Here is an 18,507-nt window from a genome sequence, read left to right on the forward strand (position 1 = left end):
CCGGGGCCCGTCCTCCCCTGTCCTGACCCGGAGCCCCGAGCTCTCAGGGTCATTCCCGCCGGACCGTTTTCCCCGAGCGGTCCGCCTCCCGTTGAAGATCTCCCCCCACAGACGGCGATCATTCCCTGAGCAGGGTCACACGAACGAGGGGTGTTGGCCGCGAAAGCGCGTGCCTTCGAATGGACATTCGATAGCCTTCGCGTGACGGAAGCCCCTGTGTGACGGTTCACGCAGGGTGTGCGATGAGTGAAGACAGTGGGCAGCACAGCGGTACGACGGCAGACACGACGCGTGAGCGGACCGGCCGGCTCGAGCGGGAGCGAGGGGTCCGAGCAGAGCTAGGGGGGTGCCAGGACCTGTGGCGCGACGCATCGACGTGACCGGCGTGGGCGGTGTACGCCTCGCGGCCTGGGAGTTCGGCGACCCACCGAAGGGCGACCCGTCGCAGCACGACCTCGTGCACGGCGATCCGGTGCACGACCGCCCGGCCCACGCCGATCCGCTGCGCGACGGCCCGCCACGGGGCGGCCCGCAGCGGGGTGGCCGGTCGCGGGGCGGGGCCTCGCCCAACGGGTCGGAACCCTTGGTTCCGTCCCAGGTGACGATTCCGGCCCAGGCGACCGAGGGGCCCGCGGCACCCGCCGTCCCCTCCGCGACCGCGCCGGACCACACCCCCGGCGTCCTGTTACTGCACGGCCTGATGGGACGGGCCTCGCACTGGGCGTCCACCGCCCGCTGGCTCTCCGAGCGGCACCGCGCGGTCGCTCTCGACCAGCGTGGCCACGGCCAGAGCGAGAAGCCCCCACAGGCCGCCTTCACTCGTGAGGCGTACGTCGAGGACGCCGAGGCCGCCCTCGAACAGCTCGGCCTCGCCCCCGCCGTCCTCATCGGCCACGCCATGGGCGCCCTGACCGCCTGGCAGCTCGCCGCCAAACGCCCCGACCTGGTCGCCGGTGTGATCATCTGCGACATGCGGGCCTCCGCGCTCGGCGGGGCCTCGCAGCGCGAGTGGGCCGACTGGTTCAAGTCCTGGCCCGCCCCCTTCGCCACGCTCGCCGACGTCCGCAAGTGGTTCGGTGAGGACGACCCCTGGGTGGAGCGCCCCAACCCGGCGCGCGGCGAGTTCTACGCCGAGGTGATGCAGGAGTCCGCCGACGGCTGGGGGCCCGTCTTCGAGCCCGAGCAGATGCTGAAGTCCCGCGAGACCTGGGTGCACGACGCGCACTGGGAGGAGCTCGCGCAGGTCCGCTGCCCGACCCTGGTCGTCCGCGGCCTCGACGGCGAGCTGGGCCGCGCCGAGGCCCAGGAGATGGTCCGCGTCCTGCCACGCGGGCAGTACGCCGAGGTCGCCGACGCCGGTCACCTCGTCCACTACGACCAGCCGGACGCGTGGCGCGCGGCGATCGAGCCGTTCCTGGACGGCGTACTCGCGAAGTGAGAGGCGTCGCTCGTCGCTGCGGGCTGCGGGCTGCGGGGGCGCGGTGACCGTCACCGGGCGCGGGGGCCGGTCGTGGCCGGTCGCGCGGTTGCCCGCCCCTTGACGTGGTGGGGATGAGGTCGTCGATGGCCGGTCGCGCAGTTCCCCGCGCCCGTGCGCAGCCGTGGTGCCGTGAGAGGCGACCGGTGCGGCGGTAGGCCGGCTCTCGGGCCCTGCTGACCGCTCCCGGGTCTCCGGGAGGCGTTGCGCCGTACAGGGGCCGCCGAGTGCGGGCCCACCAGGGGCAGCCGTGCCGTGGCCGCGGTCAGCGCGATCGCTCCGACCGCGACGCTCAGCGCTCGAGCGCAGCCCCCGTACGCCCGACCGCCGGGCAGCCCGACCTGCCGGAGCCCGGCGCACAACGGGGTCACCACGGCTCAGGCGGCGTACGCGGCCCACCGCCCCCGAACTGCCGCAGCCCGTTGCGCGGCAACGACAGCTTCGGCCGTACGACGGTGGAGGTCAGCGCCGTCACCGCGAGTCGCCGCCCGGCGGTCGAGGCCGGATGCGGCGGCGCGCCCCCCGCGCGCCGACCAGTTCGGGGAAGCGCGCCGACCAGTTCGGGGAAGCCCGCTGGGCGAGGGAGGATCCCCGCGCACGTCCTCCAGCGGGCCGTGCGCCCGGATGCGCCCCGCCGCCGTCACAGCCACCCGGTGGCACAGCGAATCGACGGGTTCCATGACGGGGAGGAGAAGGCGACCGTGGCGCCGGACGCCGCGTACCGCTCCAGTACGCCTTCGCCGGTCTGCGCCGAGACCGGGGCCGACCTCTGCGAACGGTCCGCCGGGGAAGAGGACTTCGGGGCGGCAGCGCCCCGAGGGGCGAGCGGGACTACCGGTCCCGCCCGCACGCGTACGCGAGCGGCGAGATCAGCTCCTCCGCGTCCGGCAGCCACCGGTTCGCGGGCGTCGGCCGGCAGGCCCACTGCACGGCCCCTCGAGACCCGAACCGCGTGGGCGGCGCCGCCACGTACTCGCCCTCGCCGAGCGAGACGAGGTCGAGGGAGGACAGCGACCAGCCCAGCTTGCGCACCAGGTCGGGCACCTTGGCCGAGGCCCCGGGCAGGACGAAGAACTGCATCCGCCGGTCCGGCGTCAACGTCACCGGCCCCAGCGTCAGTTCCATCCGCTCCATCCGGGCCAGCGCCAGGAACCCGGCCGTCTCCGGCACGGAGATCGCGTCGAAGGTCCGGCCGGTGGGCAGCAGGATCGAGGCGGTCGGCTGCTTCTGCCACATGCGGCGGGCGACGGTCGCGCTGCCCGTCGCCTGAGTCGCCCAGTCCGGCCGGGAGGGATGCGCCCCGGGCACCGCGCACGCGGCGTCACCGCAGGAGCAGCGCTGCACCCCGTCGACGGCTTCCAGCCAGGTGCCGGGAACGACGTCCCAGTGACGCTCCTCGGCGTAGCGGACAGCGGTTTCGAGCAGCGATTCCCCGCGCTGCTTCGGGATTTGAGCGGCGTCGGCGCCCGCGATGGTCTCTTCCACGATGAACACAACTCTAGCCGTCACCAGGGGTTACGCGGGCCCGTGTGCGCGGGGGAGGAGCATCGACTCCGCGTCCGGGGCGCATGGGTGCATGTGCGGGGGCGCGCGGCAGGAACGGGCGCGGGAGCGGGTAGGCACGCATCGGGGACGGCTTCCGCCTTTACCCCGGCAATCCTCGCATGCCTCGCATTTTCGCCGTGTACGTGGGGCATTGATCTTCACGGCCGGAACTTTTCGGTGGAAGACACATCAACTCGGTGCGCGGGAAGAAGGCACCGCAGCCACAGGGGGTAGTGCCAATGGCCGCAAGGCCTCTCGTCGCGCGGCAGCCGAACGAACGGCTGCAGGCGCTCATCCAGGAGGCGGGGTGCTCGAACGCCGGGCTCGCCCGCCGGGTCAACATGTGCGGCGCCGAGCACGGCCTCGACCTGCGCTACGACAAGACGTCGGTGGCCCGTTGGCTGCGTGGACAACAGCCGCGGGGCCGCGCTCCGGCGATCATCGCCGAGGCCCTGGGCCGCAAGCTCGGCCGTACGGTCACGATCGACGAGATCGGCATGGCCAACGGCAAGAACCTCGCGTCGGGTGTCGGTCTCCAGTTCTCGCCGACGGTGCTGGGGGCCATCGAGCAGGTCTGCGAGCTGTGGCGCAGCGACGTGGGGCGGCGCGACTTCCTGTCCGGGTCGTCCGTGGCGGCCTCGGCGCTGGTCGAGCCGAGCCGGGACTGGCTGATCTCCTCGCCGGACGCCCAGGTGGCCCGCTCGGCGGGGCCGCGGGTGGGGATGTCCGACGTGGCGGCCGTGCGCGCGATGACCCGGGCGCTGGTCGACCTGGACCACCAGTACGGCAGCGGGCACGTGCGCCCGGTCGTCGTGCACTACCTCAACAGCGTCGTCTCGGGTCTGCTCGCCGGTTCCTACCGGGAGACGGTGGGGCGTGAACTGTTCGCGTCCGTGGCCCGTCTCACGGAGCTGGCGGGCTACATGGCCGTCGACACCGGCCAGCCCGGACTGGCCCAGCGCTACTACATCCAGGCCCTGCGGCTCGCGCAGGCGGCGGGCGACCGCGGCTACGGCGGGTACGTGCTCGCCGCGTCCATGAGCCATCTCGCCGCCCAGCTCGGAAACCCGCGGGAGATCGCCCAGTTGGCGCGGGCGGCGCAGGAGGGGGCGCGCGGGCGGGTGACTCCGCGGGCGGAGTCGATGTTCCACGCCGCCGAGGCGCGCGGGCACGCGCTCATGGGCGACGTACGGGCGGCCCAGGCGGCGACCGGGCGGGCGGTGTCGGCGCTGGAGGCGGCCGATCCGGCGGCCGGGGACGACCCGGCGTGGATCGCGCACTTCGACGAGGCCTACCTCGCCGACGAGTTGGCGCACTGCCACCGTGATCTGGGACAGGCCGACGCGGCGGCGCGCTGTGCGGAGCAGTCCCTGGCCGGGCACCCCGACAGCCGGGCGCGGCGGCGGGCCATCGGGTATGTGCTGTTGGCCACGGCGCAGGTGCAGCAGCGCGAGATCGAGCAGGCCTGCAACACCGGCACGAAAGCGGTGGAGTTGCTGGAGACCCTGCGTTCCCACCGGGGCGCCGAGTACCTGGAGGACCTCCAGCAGCGGCTCGAGCCGTTCCGGGAAGAGCCGGTGGTCAGGGAGTTCGGCGCGCGACTGGATCTTCAGGCCGCGGCGTGAGGAGGCCGGGGCGCCGGGCGTGAGCGGCCGTTGTCGGCCCGCCGTCGCCAGGGGCGCGACGGACGCAGCGCACGGTGCTCCGGTTCCGTCACGCACCCCACCGGAAGGGAGATCACGTCCTGAGCTGCGTGGCACGGGGTTCCGGGGACCCGGTAGCGTGAGCCGACGATTCCGAAGGTCCCCCATTCGTAGGAGTCCCGGTGACGCAGAGCGGACAGGGCGAGGAGCCCTCGGCGCGGCAGGCGCGCGAAGGCATCGTGCTGCCCTCCGACGGTGGCGAGCCGCTGCTGCCGGGCATGACCGGTGACCAGGGCAGGGCGAACGCTCCGCAGCCCGGCCCCTACGGCGGTCGGCAGACGTACGGGCAGCAGGAGGCGCCGTCGGCGTCCGCGCCGCCGTCCGGGCAGACCTGGGGCGGGCAGTGGGGCCCCGAGCAGCAGCCGGGCCAGGCGCAGGGCTGGCCGCTGCCCGCGGACCAGCAGTGGGACGCCCCGCAGTCGGCCGGCCCGGACCCGTGGGGCCGGCCCCACCCGGGCGCGGGCCCCCTCCCGCCGGAGGGCGCCCCGACACCGTCGTACGGGCAGGACGTGTCCGCGGCGCAGTCGTCGCGGCCCTCGTACGGGCAGGACGTGTCCGCGCAGCCCTCGTACGGGCAGGACGTCTCCGCGCAGCCCTCGTCGTACGGGCAGGACGTGTCCGCGCAGCCGTCGTACGGGCAGGACGTGTCCGCGCAGTCGTCCTACGGGCAGGGCGCCGCGCGGGCGCCGTTGCCGCCCGTCGACGAGGGGGCCACGCAGTACATACCGCCGGTCACGGCCGGGCCGCCGCCCGCCTCCGCTCCGGCGGACGAGGGCGCGACCCAGTACCTGCCGCCCGTCGCCTCCGCTCCGGCTGACGAGGGCGCGACCCAGTACCTGCCGCCCGTCGCCGCCGCTCCCGCGGACGAGGGAGCCACGCAGTACCTGCCGCCGGTCGCACCGGGTGCACTGCCGCCCGAGAGCCCGTCGGAGTCGACGCACTTCCTGGGCCGCTCGCAGCAGGCGCAACAGGTCCCCGGGCCCATGCCGGGCGCCGGGCACCCCGACGCCGAGGCCACCCAGTACATACCGCCCGTGACCGGACAGGCGCCGGACCGGCAGCCGCCCGCCGAGTTCGACAACCTCTTCCGCAGCGGGCCGGGCGGCGACGCGCCGGCCGCGTCCACACAGCGACTGCCGCGCTTCTCCGAGCCGGAGGGCTACTCCCCCCGGCCGGCCCACACCCCGCAGTCGCCCGCCGACCCGCTGGGCCCGCGACGCGGCAGACGCACGGACGACGATGACCACGGTGGCGGCCGGGGCGGCCGTACGGGATCGAGGGTGCCGCTGCTCGCGGCGATCGGTGTGGGCATCGCGGTCGTCGGGATCGGCGCGGGCGCGCTGCTCGGCGGCGGAGGCGGAAGCGACCAGGAGGGCGACGGCAAGACCGTCGCCGCGTCGGCGCCCGCGAGCGAGGGATCGGCGTCGGCGTCCGCCGATCCCGCCGAGCAGCAGGCGATCGCCCTGGACAAACTGCTCGCGGACAGCGGCAGCAGCCGGGCCAGTGTGATCAGCGCGGTGGCGGACGTGAAGGCGTGTACCAACCTCGCGCAGGCCGCCACCGACCTGCGGGAGGCGGCCAAGCAGCGCACCGGGCTGGTGACGCGGCTGTCCGGGCTGAGCGTCGACAAGCTGCCGGACCACACCGCCCTGACCACCGCCCTCACCAAGGCGTGGCAGGCCTCCGCGTCGGCCGACGACCACTACGCGGCCTGGGCCGACCAGACGGCCGCCGACAAGAAGGGCTGCCGGAAGGGGCAGGCCCGCACCACGCCCGAGACGCAGGCCGGCAACCGGGCGAGCGGCACCGCCAGCGCGCAGAAGAAGCAGGCCGCCAAGCTGTGGAACGAGATCGCGAAGACGTACGGTCTGACCCAGCGCCAGCCCACCCAGCTCTGAGCGACCGCTCCCCCCGCCGGCGCCCCCGGCCACGCACTCGCCCGGCCGGCGTCCCCGGCCACGCACTCGCCCGGTCGGCGCCGCGTCCCGCTCAGTCGATGTCCGCGTTCTCCAGCGTCTCCGTCGTGTCGACGAAGTCCGTCTTGACCGCCACCAGCCGGCCCTGTCTCACCGCCTGGAGCGTCACGTCGGCGTTGACCAGGCGTGGGAAGCCGATGGAGGCGAGCCGGTCGGTGAACTGCCAGCGCAGTGTCGGCGTGAGGCCCCCGGTGGTCACCTTCAGGCCGTCGTCCAGGGCGTGGCGCACGCTGGTGGCGGTCACCTCGCCGTCGCCCAGCGCCTCCACGACCGCCCGGAACACGGAGTACGCGATCCAGGTGGTCTGCACGCCGGTGTCGCCGGCGTCGACACGGGTGTCGGAGAACGCCTCCTGGCTGATCACCTTCTTCATCGCGTCCCAGCGGGGATCGCTCGCCACCGGGTACCAGCCGGTGACGTAGGCGCCCTCGTACGGGCCCGACGCCCCGCCGGTGGAGTCGATGACGGTCTGGTCGACGCTGCCGAGGACGGTGGCGGTGCGCACGGCCGTGTAGTCCTCGCGGGTGCGGCGGAAGGAGTCCATGAAGGTGCTGGTGCGGTCGCCGAGCGCGGGGACCACGCAGCCCGGCCGGCCGGACGCCTCGCCCTTCGCGGCGTCGTCGGCGACCTTCTCCAGGGCCGCCTGCGCCTGCTCCGAGTACTCGGTGGAGTCCTCCGGGGCCCGCCGGTCGTCGGCGGTGTCGTGCTCGCCCGCCGTCAGTCCGGCGTTGAGCATGGTGGGCAGCGCGTCGCCCGCGATGGTGTCCGGACGGACCAGCGCGACCGGGCCGCAGCTCGCGGCGAGCTCCTTGCCGAGGCCCGCCAGCAGCGCGGGCTGCCCGCCGTTGACCGGGTACGACAGCGGGCTGGTGAACTCGGCGTTCGTGACGCCGTAGCCGCCGATGTAGGGGATGCCGGCGCCCTCCAGGTGCGGGAAGAAGGCGTCGGAGTGCTGGCTGTAGGAGCCGACGACGGCGACCGCGCCCTCCTTGACCGCGCGCCGGGCGCACTTCGCGGCGTTCACCCCGTCGTTGTGCTCGTTGCAGGTCAGGACGGTCAGCTCGCGGCCGTTCAGCCCGCCGTTGGCGTTGACCCAGCGGGCGTAGGCGCGGGCGAAGGCGGGCATGCCGGGCTTGTTCGTGGCGGCCGTGCCCTCGGGCGCCCAGGTCATGACGACGATCGGGCCGTCCCCGGAACCCCCCGTGGCACCGGGGACGACCCCGCACCCGGCGGCGAGTGACGCACAGGCCACCAGGGCACCCGCCGAGACGGCGGTGGCTCTGGCGGATCTGGTGAAGCGGGTGAACCCGGGGAGGAAGGTGCTTCGTGCGCGTCGCCTGCCGGTCATGGACACGCACGATTCCGTCACATGGATAACCTCCGCGTCATCCATGGTCGACAACAGGTGACCGAGAGGTGAATTGCGGGGGCCGGTGAGGCGCCCGAGGCCGAGAACGTACGATCGGTGACCGTGCAAGGTTCGGAGAACTCTTCCCGTCGCGGCCGTCGCTCGTTCACCATGGGCGGCATGCCACTCAACGACATGCCGTGGTGGCGCTGGCGCAGCAATGTGCGCTCCGCGCTGCACATGCTCTCCGACCCGGCGTTCCAGCGCGACGTCTGGCTGGCCGGTGTGGAGGGCTACGGGGACGTCACCGACGCCGTGTACCGCCTGGTCGAGGACACCTGGCTGGACAACTGGTCCGCCGAGAAGTACGTCGGTACGATCTTCCGCGACTCGCAGGAGGCGGCCCTCGTCGACACGGCCGTCCTGCGGGTGCTGCGGATCATGCACCAGGTCGGCCCGGACGCGCCGGTCTCCGCCTATCTCGACCACGAGGCCTGGCCGGAGGCGGTGCGGGCGGCGCGTGACGCGCATGTGCGGATGGCGGCGGCCGACGGCGAGGACCCGGACGCGGCGCCGCGCACGCTCGAGGTGCTGCGGATCATGACGCGTTCCGCGTGACGGACGTCGGGCCGGGGCCCGCGACGGACGTGAGACCCTGTCCTGCATGAGTGAGCAGTCCACCCGAGCCGCGGCGGCCCCCGCCGACCAGTACGTCCTCACCCTGTCCTGCCCCGACAAGCAGGGCATCGTGCACGCCGTGTCGAGCTACTTGTTCATGACCGGCTGCAACATCGAGGACAGCCAGCAGTTCGGGGACCACGACACGGGTCTGTTCTTCATGCGCGTCCACTTCTCGGCGGAGGCGCCGGTGACGGTGGACAAGCTGCGGGCGAGCTTCGCGGCGATCGGCGACTCCTTCCACATGGACTGGCAGATCAACCGGGCCGACGAGAAGATGCGCATCGTCCTCATGGTCAGCAAGTTCGGGCACTGCCTGAACGACCTGCTGTTCCGCGCGCGGATCGGAGCGCTGCCGGTGGAGATCGCGGCGGTGGTGTCCAACCACACCGACTTCGCCGAGCTGGTGGGCTCTTACGACATTCCCTTCCACCACCTTCCGGTGACGAAGGAGAACAAGCCCGAGGCCGAGGCGCAGCTGCTGGAGATCGTCCGCGGGGAGAACGTCGAACTGGTCGTCCTCGCCCGGTACATGCAGGTGCTCTCGGACGACCTGTGCAAGCAGCTCAGCGGGCGGATCATCAACATTCACCACTCCTTCCTGCCGAGCTTCAAGGGCGCGAAGCCGTACCACCAGGCGCACGCCCGGGGCGTGAAGCTGATCGGGGCGACCGCGCACTACGTCACCGCCGACCTCGACGAGGGGCCGATCATCGAGCAGGAGGTCGAGCGGGTCGGGCACGACGTCACGCCGGACCAGCTCGTCGCGATCGGGCGGGACGTGGAGTGCCAGGCCCTGGCCCGCGCGGTGAAGTGGCACGCGGAGCGGAGGATCCTGCTGAACGGGCGGCGGACGGTCGTGTTCGCCTAGGGGGTGTTTCCCGGCTGCCCGGCTGCTCGCCTGCGGCGGCCCGGGGGTCGGGTGCGCCCGCATCGAGGGCGTGCGGAGCCGCCTACATCCGGCTCAGGGAGGCCGCCGCCAGCAGCACGTCCCGGATGGCGTCCCGGTCCCCCACCTGGCCCGCCGCCGCCTCCTCCGGAGGGACATGGCCCGCGGCGAGCTTGCAGAACTCCGTGTCGTCCAGGGCGACATGGGCCACCTCGTGGTCGGCGGAGCCCACCGCCGCCGGGGAGTCCAGGGGAATGAGCCACTGCCCGCCGCCCGAGCCCTCGATCTCCAGCCGCAGGCTGCGGCCGGGGCTGCCGGCGGGCACGAGATGGCGGGTGGCCGTTGGGGAGGCGAGGCCCGCGCGGCGGCGCTCGGCGAGGGCGCCCGGCAGCATACGGGCGGCCAGGTCGATCATGCCGTGCAGATGGCGCGGCGCGGGCGGCGCGTAGGGGTAGTCGACCGCCTCTGCGATGTCCTCGGCGTGCACCCAGCACTCGAAGGCCCGGTCGAGCAGCGCGTCCCGCAGGGGCAGCTCGAAGGCGCCGTACGAGACGGGCACGGTGCCGGGGCCGCCGCCGGTGAAGGAGACCGTGCGCACGACGGAGTGGGTCTGCTCGCGCCACGGGCCCCGCACGTCACGGGTGGGCGGGAGGTGCGAGGCGTCCCAGAACGCCTCGGTGCGTTCGGCGGGCGTGTCCGTCGGCTTGGCCTCGCCCAGCGGGTCGTCGAGGCCGAGCGCGACGGCGACCAGGCCGTCCACGGCGAGCAGGTGCGCGATGACCCCCGCGACGGTCGTCCGGCGGCTCGTCGGCCCCTCGCCCCGGTACCAGCGCAGCCGTACGGGCGCGTGCCACTCGGCTTCCCCGAAGTCCTGGAGCAGGGCGTCGAGGCGGGCGGTCTCGGCGTCGTACGAGGCCGCCCAGCCGGGGACCGGGATGCGGGGCGGCCGCCGGTCCAGACAGCCGTCGAGGACGCGGGTGCGCAGGCCGGGGTCGAGGTCGAGGCTCTCGGGACGCTGGAGCAGGCCGACGGCCTCGCGCAGCCGGCGCGCCTCGTCGGCGCACGTTCCGCAGGAGCCGAGGTGGTCCTCGACGGCGGCGGTCTCCTCGGCCGAGCAGGCCGCCAGCGCCCACGCGCCCAGCAGCGCCTTCAGTACCGGGTGCTCCAGACGCAGCGACCCGGACGCACCGCCGCGGACCGGCTCGCGCACCGGCGTCGCACCCTCCTCGACGAAGGCCCGCGGGGGCGCAAGCGGGTACGGGACCCCGGAGAGGTGTCCCGGGTCCGGGGTGCCGGCGGGTGCGGAGGGACGGGGGCCACCCGGAGCGTCCGGTGGCCCGGGGTGGCCGTCCCCGGTGTCGCGCTCCGTCCCGTGGCGGTCGCGCGGCTCGAAGGCGCCCTCGTCGGTCATGCCGCTCCTCCGTATCCGGGTGGTGCGCCGGGGGCGGGGGTGTCGTGGGCGGTGGAGAGCAGCTGGAGACCCAGGCGGAGCCGGCGGCGGGCCTCGTCCTCGGTGACGCCCAGGTCGGCGGCGGTCTGGCGGTAGTCGCGGCGCTGGAAGTAGGCCAGCTCCAGGGCGGCGCGCAGCGGCGTGGGCATGGACTGGACGATGTAGTCGGCGCGGGCGGCGACGGCGGCGTGGCGGACCTTGTCCTCCAGTTCCTCGGTGGTGCCGGGGGCGCCGTCGGCGAGGGCCGCGGTCTCGGTGGCACGCAGCCGCTGCACGGCGAGGCGGTGCGTGAGGGTGGCCACCCAGGTCCGCAGGGGCCCCTGCTTGGGGTCGTAGGAGTCGGGCCGGGCCCAGACGTGGGCGAAGACCTCGCGGGTGACGGCGTCCGCGGCTCGTTCGTCTTCGAGCACGCGGTGGGCGAGTCCGTGCACCAGCGAAGCGAACCGGTCGTAAAGCTCGCCGAGGGCGGCAGCCTCCCCGCGCGCGAGCCGCTGTTGCATCTTGCGGTCCCAGCGGGGCGGTGCGTCCTCCGTCGCCATGCGGCCCCCTCACCCGTCCGTCCGCGTCCAGCGTGCTGCCACCGTCACCTCGAATGTAGTCGGCACGTCCCACAGTGCACGCCCCTTTGTGGCATTGTGCGCCCCCCGTCCCCCGGCAGGTGGTATGGGCCGTGCCTACCCAACCCCCTTGTGATCAAGCCTGTTCTGTTGCGATCGAACAGGACCGAATGTGACGGAAACAAGCCTCTTTCGTTCATCTCTCGTTTTTGGCTCGGCGTTTCGGGGAACGGCCGCTGGGCAGCCGCGCTGCGAGGAAGCGAAGGGACAGCTTCCGTTCTGGCGAGCGAAGGGCGTGGTCGTGGCGTTCGAAGTGACCGACGGCGAGCGGGGCGGGTGGGCCGTGCTCCATGTGTCGGGCGAACTGGACCTGGTGACGTCGCCCGTGCTGCGCAAGCGGGTGCACGACGTGGTGGCCGAGGGGCGCCACAGTCTCGTCCTGGACCTCTCCGAGGTGCATTTCTGCGACTCCAGCGGCGTCGGCGTGCTCATCGCCGCCCGCCGCCTCATCCGTTCCTGCCGGGGCCGGCTGCGTCTGATCCTGCCGGCCCGGGGCGCGGCGGAGGGCTCGCACGTCAACCGGGTCCTCGGCGCCCTCGGGGTGCGCCGGCTCTTCGACGTCTACGGTGATGTCGCCGACGCCGTGGGCGACGACACCGAGCCCCTGTCGGCGTAGCAGCCGACCGCACCTCGGAGTGCGCCCGGCGGCGCCTACCCGCAGTGGCGTGCCCAGCGGCGGGCCTCCCCCCTCGCGTCCCGCGTCCCGTGTCCCGTGTCCCGTGTCCCGCGTCCCGCGTCCCCGTCGGTCCGGTGCGTCTCGCGCGGCGGTGACGAAGGGCGGGGCAGGACCCGTCCGGCAGCCGGCCGGCACACCCGCGGGCGGGTCACCGGCGTCCGTACGCTCCTGCCGCTGCCGCTGCCGCTGCCGCTGCCGCTGCCGCTGCCGCTGCCGCTGCCGCTGCCGCTGCCGCTGCCGCTGCCGCTGCCGCGTCACGGCCCGGCCACGCCCCTGTCCCGGAATTCCCCCGGTCTTGGCACAACGCTCACCTTCCCGCCGCCCGGACGTCGCCGGCGTCGTACGCTCCCTGCCTGGAAGCACCCCCACGTGACGACGTAAGGCGGCCCGAGAAGCATGGTCAGCAGCGAGTACGAGCGCCGGATCGCCGGCCGGTTCGCCACTTTCGACCAGGACGGCAACGGCTACATCGACCGGGAGGACTTCGGCGCCGCCGCGAAGGCGCTGCTCGCCGAGTTCGGCACTCCGGCCCGGTCGGACAAGGGACAGGCCCTCTACGCCGGTGCCGAGGCGTTCTGGCAGGGCATGGCCGGCATGGCGGACCGGGACGGCGACCAGCGCATCACCCGGGACGAGTTCGTCAGCGGCGCGGTCAAGCGCCTGCGCGACAACCCCGAGCGGTTCGCCGAGATCGCCCGCCCCTTCCTGCACGCGGCCCTGGCCCTCGCCGACACCGACGGCGACGGGGCGGCCACCGTGGAGGACACCGTGCGCGTGCTGCGCTGCCTCGGCGTTCCCGAGCAGGTCGCCCACGCGGCCGCCGTCACGCTCGACGGCGACGGTGACGGCAGGGTCGGCGAGGCGGAGATCGTGCCCGCCTTCGCGCGTTACTTCACCGTCCCCGAGTAATCCCTGGCGGATCTGACGTCCGCTGTCCGGCCGGCCCCGGGCGGCGTCACCGTCCGCCGGCCGTGAAGCGTTCGCGCAGTTCGTACTTCAGCACCTTGCGCAGCGTCTCGCCGCGCGGAAGGGCGTCCACCAGCTCCAGCTGCTCCGGCAGCTTGTGCACGGACAGCCCTTCCGCGCGCAGGTACGCGGTCACCGCCTCCAGGGTCAGCTCCTCGGCCCCGGCGGGCTGCTCGACCACCGCGCACACCCGCTCGCCGCGCTCGGCGTCCGGCAGGCCGACGACCGCCACGTCGCCCACCGCCGGGTGGGCGTGCAGCAGGTCCTCGATCTCCTTGGCCGAGATGTTCTCGCCCTTGCGGATGATGACGTCCTTCAGCCGGCCGGTGAGGACCAGATGGCCGTCGGCGGTGAGGTGTCCGAGGTCGCCGGTGCGCAGGAACCCCTCCTCGTCGAAGGCCTCGGCGGTCTGCTCCGGGTCCAGGTAGCCCCGGCACACCGCCTCCCCGCGCAGCCGCACCTCCCCGTCCACGATCCGTATCTCCATGCCCTCCGGCGGCCGCCCCTCCGTCGTCGCGAGGTTCTCGGGGGTGTCGTCCGGTGACCCCATGGTGATCATCGGCACCTCGGTCATCCCGTACCCGTGGGTGAGCTGCACGCCCATCTCGCGGACGACCGCGTGGTAGAGCTCGGGCGGTTTCGGCGCCCCGCCGCCGGCGAGCAGCCGCAGCGAGGGGATCAGCGGCGTGTCCGGCCGTTCGCGCTGCTGGGCGAGGAACATCGAGTAGAACGCCGTCGACCCGCCCGCCACGGTCACCCCGTGCCGGCGGTACTCCGCGAGCGCCTCCGGCAGGGCGAACTGTTCGAACATCACCGAGGGGAAGCCGTACAGCAGCAGCATCACCGTGTAGTCGGGCCCGGCGATGTGCGCGTAGGGGAAGGCCATCGAGCCGACGTCGTCGGCGGACAGCCGCAGCGCGTGGGCGAGGCAGGAGCCGCCCGCGATCAGGGAACGGTCGGTGTGCAGCACGCCCTTGGGCGCGGACGTCGTCCCGGAGGTCCAGTAGATCCAGCGGACGCGGGTGCCGTCGGCGGGCGGCGGGGGCAGCACGGACGGGTCGCCGTCGGGGAGGTCGTCGTACGCCTCGAAGACGCCCTCGGCGCCCAGCCGCCGAGCCATGGCGCCGTGGTCGAAGCCACGCCACACGCCCGGCACCGCGAAGTACTCGGCCTTCGACTCGCGCAGCGCGAAGCCGACCTCGCGGTCCCGGTAGAAGGGGATGACGGGGCTCTGGACGGCGCCCAGGCGGGCCAGCGCGAAGGACAGGACGACCGTCTCGGGGCGGGTGGGCAGCTGCCAGGCGACGACCGTGCCGGGGCGCACCCCACGCTCGTACAGGCCGGCCGCGGTCCGCTCGGCCCGCGCGCACAGCTCGCCGAAGGTCAGCGAGCGGTCGCCCTGGAGGAGGACCGGACGGTCGGGGGTGAGGGCGGCGCGGCGGGCCAGGAGCTCCCAGAGAGTGCGGGACGCGCTCAGCGCGTGGGCGGTGTCGGTCACGGCGGCCCCTTGTCGGCGGACACAAGATCTGACGGACAGTCAGATCGTGGGCAGAGCGTAGGGCCGGGCGCCTTGTCGGTCCAGGGGTGTGGCACTAGCCTGCTTGCGACGGCCGATCTGACGGTCCATCAGATACAGAGGTGGGGAACCCCATGGCCCAAGCCGAACTGCCCCGCATCATCAGCGTCGACGACCACGTCATCGAGCCCGCACACCTCTTCGACACCTGGCTGCCGGCCAAGTACCGCGACCGCGGCCCCAAGCCCCTCACCGCCGGGATCGGGGACCTGGCGTACGTCGGCGGCAAGTACCGGATCACGATGGACCCGGACGGCCCGCCCACCGACTGGTGGGTCTACGAGGACCTGAGGTTCCCCTACAAACGCAACATCGCCGCCGTCGGCTTCGACCGCGACCAGATGACCCTGGAGGGCATCACCCGCGCGGAGATGCGGCGCGGCTGCTGGGACCCCGTCGCCCGGCTCCAGGACATGGACCTCAACCACGTCGAGGCCAGCCTCTGCTTCCCGACCTTCCCCCGCTTCTGCGGCCAGACCTTCGCCGAGGCGCACGACAAGGAGGTCGCCCTCGCCTGTGTGCGCGCCTACAACGACTGGATGGTGGAGGAGTGGTGCGGCGACAGCGGCGGGCGGCTCATCCCGCTGTGCCTGATCCCGCTGTGGGACATCGACCTGGCGGTCGCCGAGATCCGGCGCAACGCCGCCCGCGGGGTGCGCGCGGTGACCTTCTCCGAGATCCCCACCCACCTGGGGCTGCCGTCCATCCACTCCGGCTACTGGGACCCCTTCTTCGCCGTCTGCGAGGAGACCGGAACGGTCGTCAACATGCACATCGGCAGCAGCTCGCAGATGCCGGCCGCCTCGCCCGACGCGCCGCCCGCCGTCCAGGCCTCGCTGTCCTTCAACAACGCCATGGCGTCGATGATGGACTTCCTCTTCAGCGGTGTCCTGGTGCGCTTCCCGGCCCTCAAGCTCGCCTACTCCGAGGGCCAGATGGGCTGGATCCCCTACGCCCTGGAACGCGCCGACGACGTGTGGGAGGAGCACCGCGCCTGGGGCGGGGTCCGCGACCTGGTCCCCGAGCCGCCGTCCACCTACTACTACCGGCAGGTCTTCTGCTGCTTCTTCCGCGACAAGCACGGGGTGGCGTCCCTGGACGTGGTGGGGCGGGACAACGCCACCTTCGAGACCGACTACCCGCACGTCGACTCGACCTTCCCGCACACCAAGGAGGTCGCCCTCGACCATGTGAAGGGCCTCGACGAGGAGACGGTCCACAAGCTGATGCGGGGCAACGCGATCCGCATGCTCGGCCTCGACCTCGACGCCTGATGGACCTCGCGGACACCCCGGAGGAGGCGGAGTTCCGCGCCCGCCTCAGACAGTGGCTGACGAAGGAACTCCCGGCGCTGCCCGACAGGCCGCCGCCCGACGACTGGCCGGCCCGCCGCGCCTACGACCTCGGCTGGCAGCGCAGGCTGTACGACGCCGGGTACGCGCACGTGCACTGGGACGCCACCCCCACCGTCCGGCTGATCTTCCTGGAGGAGACGGAACGGGCCGGAGCCCCCTACGTGGGCGCCGGCTTCGTCGGGCTGCTGCACGCCGGTCCGACGATCGCCGCCGAGGGCACGGCCGCCCAGCGGGAGCGCTGGCTGCCGCCGATCCTGCGCGGCGAGGAGGTCTGGTGCCAGGGCTTCAGCGAACCGGGCGCCGGGTCCGACCTCGCCGCCCTGCGCACGCGCGCGTGGCGCGACGGCGACTGCTACGTGGTGAGCGGGTCCAAGATCTGGACGTCGCACGCCGAGGTCGCCGACTGGTGCGAACTCCTCGTGCGCACCGATTCGGACGCGCCGAAGCACCGGGGCATCACCTGGCTCGCGCTGCCCATGGACAGCCCGGGCGTCACCGTTCGGCCGCTGCGCACGCTCGCCGGGTCGGCCGAGTTCGCCGAGGTGTTCCTCGACGAGGTGCGGGTCCCGGTCGCACACCGGGTGGGCGCCGAGAACGACGGCTGGCGGGTGACCATGGTGACGCTGTCCTTCGAACGCGGCACCGCCTTCGCCGGCGAGGTCGTCGCCTGCCGCCGCGTCCTCGGCGACCTCGCCCGCGAGGCACGCGCCAACGGCCGCTGGGACGACCCGGCGCTGCGGCGGCGGCTGGGCGCCCTCAACGCCCGCTTCCGCGCGTTGTGGCGGCTCACCCAGTGGAACGTCAGCGCCGCCGAGGCCGCGGGCGGGGTGCCCGGCGTGACGGGCTCGGTCTTCAAGCTGAGCTACTCGCACGCCCGCCAGGAGCTGTACGACACCGCCGCCGACGTCCTCGGCGACGCGGCCCTCGATCTCGGCCGGCCCTGGGTGCTCGACCGGCTGTCCTCCCTCTCGTACACCATCGCGGCCGGGACCTCGCAGATCCAGCGCAACATCGTGGGCGAGCGGATCCTCGGACTGCCGAAGGGGCGGTGACGTGCGGGCATGCGCTTCCGACTGACCGAGGACCAGAAGGCGTTGCGCACCGGGGTGCGGGAGGTGCTGGCGCGCCGCTTCGACCGGGAGGCGCTGCGCCGGACCGTCGCCGACCCGCGGCTCGACCGGGGGCTGTGGCGGGCGCTGGGGGAGGCCGGGTTCTTCGCGCTGCGGCTGCCGGAGACGCGGGGCGGGGTCGGACTGGGCCTGCCCGAGGCCGTGTTGGCGTTCGAGGAGGCGGGCCGGGCGCTGCTGCCGGGACCGCTGGTGGCCACCCATCTCGCGGCCGCGGCCGTGCCGGGCGCGGCGAGCGGGGAGACGGTCGTGGCGGTCGTCGACGGCGGGCTGGTGGAGTGGTTGGCGGAGGCCGACGTCGTCCTCGGGGAGGCCGACGGTGCCGTGCCGCTGCGGTCGGTGGACCCGCTGACCCCGCTGCACCGGGTGCCGTCCGGCACCCGGCCGGCCGACCCGGTCGCCGTCCTGCTCACCGCCGCCGAACAACTCGGCACGGCCACGCGCGCGTGCGAGCTCGCCGCGCAACACGCTCGGACGCGGGAGCAGTTCGGGCGGCCGATCGGCGCCTTCCAGGCCGTCAAGCACCTGTGCGCCGAGCTGCTGGTGCGGGTGGAGGTGGCCCGGGCCGCGGTCTACGCGGCCGCCGTCACCGCCGACCCGGCCGACATCGCCGCCGCCCGCCTCCTCGCCGACGAGGCCGCCGTGCGCGGTGCCCGCGACTGTCTCCAGGTGCACGGCGGGATGGGGTTCACCTGGGAGACGGAGACACACCTGCTGCTCAAGCGCGCCTGGGTGCGCACCCGACGTGCCGGAAATGTCACGGAGAGTGAAGAGATGCTCGCGGTGGACCTGCTGGGCGAACCGGCCGGAGGGCCGCCCCAGGGCTCCTGCCTGCGGTGATGGTGTGACGTGAGTGGCCTGTGGGGCTCATGTCGCGGATCGTGGCATACCGCCGTCACGGAGCGTGGATATGCAGTTGTGTCCTACGCGTGACCCGTCACGGCATGGAGTCGGGGAGTCGCTCCGGTACCTTCTGTGGGATGCGAGTGGTTCCGAGTACGAACCGTGTCGGCGGCACCCCCCGGGCGGTGCCGGACGTCGCGGCGTGCACCCCTGCTCGCAGGGCGTTCTCCTGTCCGGACAGGCCGCGGTACTCCGCCTGTTCGACTCCTCGCGGCGAGCGT

Annotated in this window: 15 protein-coding genes and 1 pseudogene; 10 read left to right on the forward strand and 6 right to left on the reverse strand. The window is 73.6% G+C overall.

The annotated features are described in order from the left end of the window. Window positions 1-358: 358 nt before the first annotated feature. Complete coding sequence (locus tag ACZ4YY_RS15405) at window positions 359-1,438, forward strand: alpha/beta fold hydrolase (protein WP_468289180.1); 1,080 nt, start codon at window positions 359-361, stop codon at window positions 1,436-1,438. A gap of 559 nt (window positions 1,439-1,997) precedes the next feature. Here the strand turns inward: ACZ4YY_RS15405 and ACZ4YY_RS15410 are convergent. Together ACZ4YY_RS15410 and ACZ4YY_RS15415 are read right to left on the reverse strand one after the other, a co-directional pair. Then, a pseudogene (locus ACZ4YY_RS15410) lies at window positions 1,998-2,280 on the reverse strand (ABC transporter ATP-binding protein); the annotation flags it as partial. 28 nt (window positions 2,281-2,308) lie between these two features. Beyond that, window positions 2,309-2,971 carry a bifunctional DNA primase/polymerase gene (locus ACZ4YY_RS15415; protein ID WP_468289183.1) on the reverse strand — a complete coding sequence of 221 codons (663 nt, stop codon included), beginning with the start codon at window positions 2,969-2,971 and terminating at the stop codon, window positions 2,309-2,311. Between the two features lie 290 nt (window positions 2,972-3,261). Between ACZ4YY_RS15415 and ACZ4YY_RS15420 the strand changes: the two genes are divergently transcribed. Together ACZ4YY_RS15420 and ACZ4YY_RS15425 are read left to right on the forward strand one after the other, a co-directional pair. Continuing rightward, window positions 3,262-4,647, forward strand: coding sequence for a transcriptional regulator (locus tag ACZ4YY_RS15420; RefSeq protein WP_468289186.1), 1,386 nt, complete (start codon window positions 3,262-3,264; stop codon window positions 4,645-4,647). Window positions 4,648-4,847: 200 nt separating this feature from the next. Continuing rightward, entirely contained in the window at window positions 4,848-6,623 is a 1,776-nt protein-coding gene (locus ACZ4YY_RS15425) for a hypothetical protein (RefSeq protein WP_468289188.1), read from the forward strand. A gap of 91 nt (window positions 6,624-6,714) precedes the next feature. On the opposite strand, the gene ACZ4YY_RS15430 is transcribed toward ACZ4YY_RS15425, so the two are convergent. Next, on the reverse strand, window positions 6,715-8,049 hold the full coding sequence (locus ACZ4YY_RS15430) for an ABC transporter substrate-binding protein (RefSeq protein ID WP_468289191.1): 1,335 nt from the start codon (window positions 8,047-8,049) through the stop codon (window positions 6,715-6,717). 117 nt (window positions 8,050-8,166) lie between these two features. Between ACZ4YY_RS15430 and ACZ4YY_RS15435 the strand changes: the two genes are divergently transcribed. Together ACZ4YY_RS15435 and purU are read left to right on the forward strand one after the other, a co-directional pair. After that, the gene (locus tag ACZ4YY_RS15435) at window positions 8,167-8,667 is read left to right on the forward strand and encodes an SCO4402 family protein (RefSeq protein WP_468289194.1); all 501 of its coding nucleotides are present in this window, start codon (window positions 8,167-8,169) and stop codon (window positions 8,665-8,667) included. 46 nt (window positions 8,668-8,713) lie between these two features. Continuing rightward, entirely contained in the window at window positions 8,714-9,598 is an 885-nt protein-coding gene (purU, locus tag ACZ4YY_RS15440) for a formyltetrahydrofolate deformylase (RefSeq protein ID WP_468289197.1), read from the forward strand. 82 nt (window positions 9,599-9,680) lie between these two features. Here the strand turns inward: purU and ACZ4YY_RS15445 are convergent, their stop codons facing one another. Together ACZ4YY_RS15445 and ACZ4YY_RS15450 are read right to left on the reverse strand one after the other, a co-directional pair. Further along, window positions 9,681-11,027: a maleylpyruvate isomerase N-terminal domain-containing protein gene (locus ACZ4YY_RS15445; RefSeq protein WP_468289200.1), complete on the reverse strand. Its 1,347-nt coding sequence runs from the start codon at window positions 11,025-11,027 to the stop codon at window positions 9,681-9,683. Next, a complete protein-coding gene (locus tag ACZ4YY_RS15450) occupies window positions 11,024-11,605 on the reverse strand; it encodes a sigma-70 family RNA polymerase sigma factor (RefSeq protein ID WP_468289203.1) in 582 nt (193 codons plus the stop codon). Before ACZ4YY_RS15450 ends, ACZ4YY_RS15445 begins: the two co-directional genes overlap by 4 nt. Before the next feature lie 313 nt (window positions 11,606-11,918). On the opposite strand from ACZ4YY_RS15450, the gene ACZ4YY_RS15455 reads away from it, so the two are divergent. Next, the gene (locus tag ACZ4YY_RS15455) at window positions 11,919-12,299 is read left to right on the forward strand and encodes an STAS domain-containing protein (RefSeq protein ID WP_468289206.1); all 381 of its coding nucleotides are present in this window, start codon (window positions 11,919-11,921) and stop codon (window positions 12,297-12,299) included. Between the two features lie 456 nt (window positions 12,300-12,755). Continuing rightward, on the forward strand, window positions 12,756-13,268 hold the full coding sequence (locus ACZ4YY_RS15460) for an EF-hand domain-containing protein (protein WP_468289209.1): 513 nt from the start codon (window positions 12,756-12,758) through the stop codon (window positions 13,266-13,268). Window positions 13,269-13,314: 46 nt separating this feature from the next. Here the strand turns inward: ACZ4YY_RS15460 and ACZ4YY_RS15465 are convergent, their stop codons facing one another. Beyond that, window positions 13,315-14,823: a class I adenylate-forming enzyme family protein gene (locus ACZ4YY_RS15465; RefSeq protein ID WP_468289212.1), complete on the reverse strand. Its 1,509-nt coding sequence runs from the start codon at window positions 14,821-14,823 to the stop codon at window positions 13,315-13,317. Window positions 14,824-14,975: 152 nt separating this feature from the next. Between ACZ4YY_RS15465 and ACZ4YY_RS15470 the strand changes: the two genes are divergently transcribed. Genes ACZ4YY_RS15470 through ACZ4YY_RS15480 form a run of 3 tightly spaced genes read left to right on the forward strand, consistent with a single transcriptional unit; the run spans window position 14,976 to window position 18,223 of the window. Then, window positions 14,976-16,175: an amidohydrolase family protein gene (locus ACZ4YY_RS15470; protein WP_468289215.1), complete on the forward strand. Its 1,200-nt coding sequence runs from the start codon at window positions 14,976-14,978 to the stop codon at window positions 16,173-16,175. Next, window positions 16,175-17,308 carry an acyl-CoA dehydrogenase family protein gene (locus ACZ4YY_RS15475; protein ID WP_468289218.1) on the forward strand — a complete coding sequence of 378 codons (1,134 nt, stop codon included), beginning with the start codon at window positions 16,175-16,177 and terminating at the stop codon, window positions 17,306-17,308. The genes ACZ4YY_RS15470 and ACZ4YY_RS15475 overlap by 1 nt, the downstream gene beginning before the upstream one ends. 9 nt (window positions 17,309-17,317) lie before the next feature. After that, on the forward strand, window positions 17,318-18,223 hold the full coding sequence (locus tag ACZ4YY_RS15480; RefSeq protein WP_468289221.1) for an acyl-CoA dehydrogenase family protein: 906 nt from the start codon (window positions 17,318-17,320) through the stop codon (window positions 18,221-18,223). Window positions 18,224-18,507: the final 284 nt, after the last annotated feature.

It is taken from the genome of Streptomyces sp. NPDC030143, from assembly GCF_055573695.1.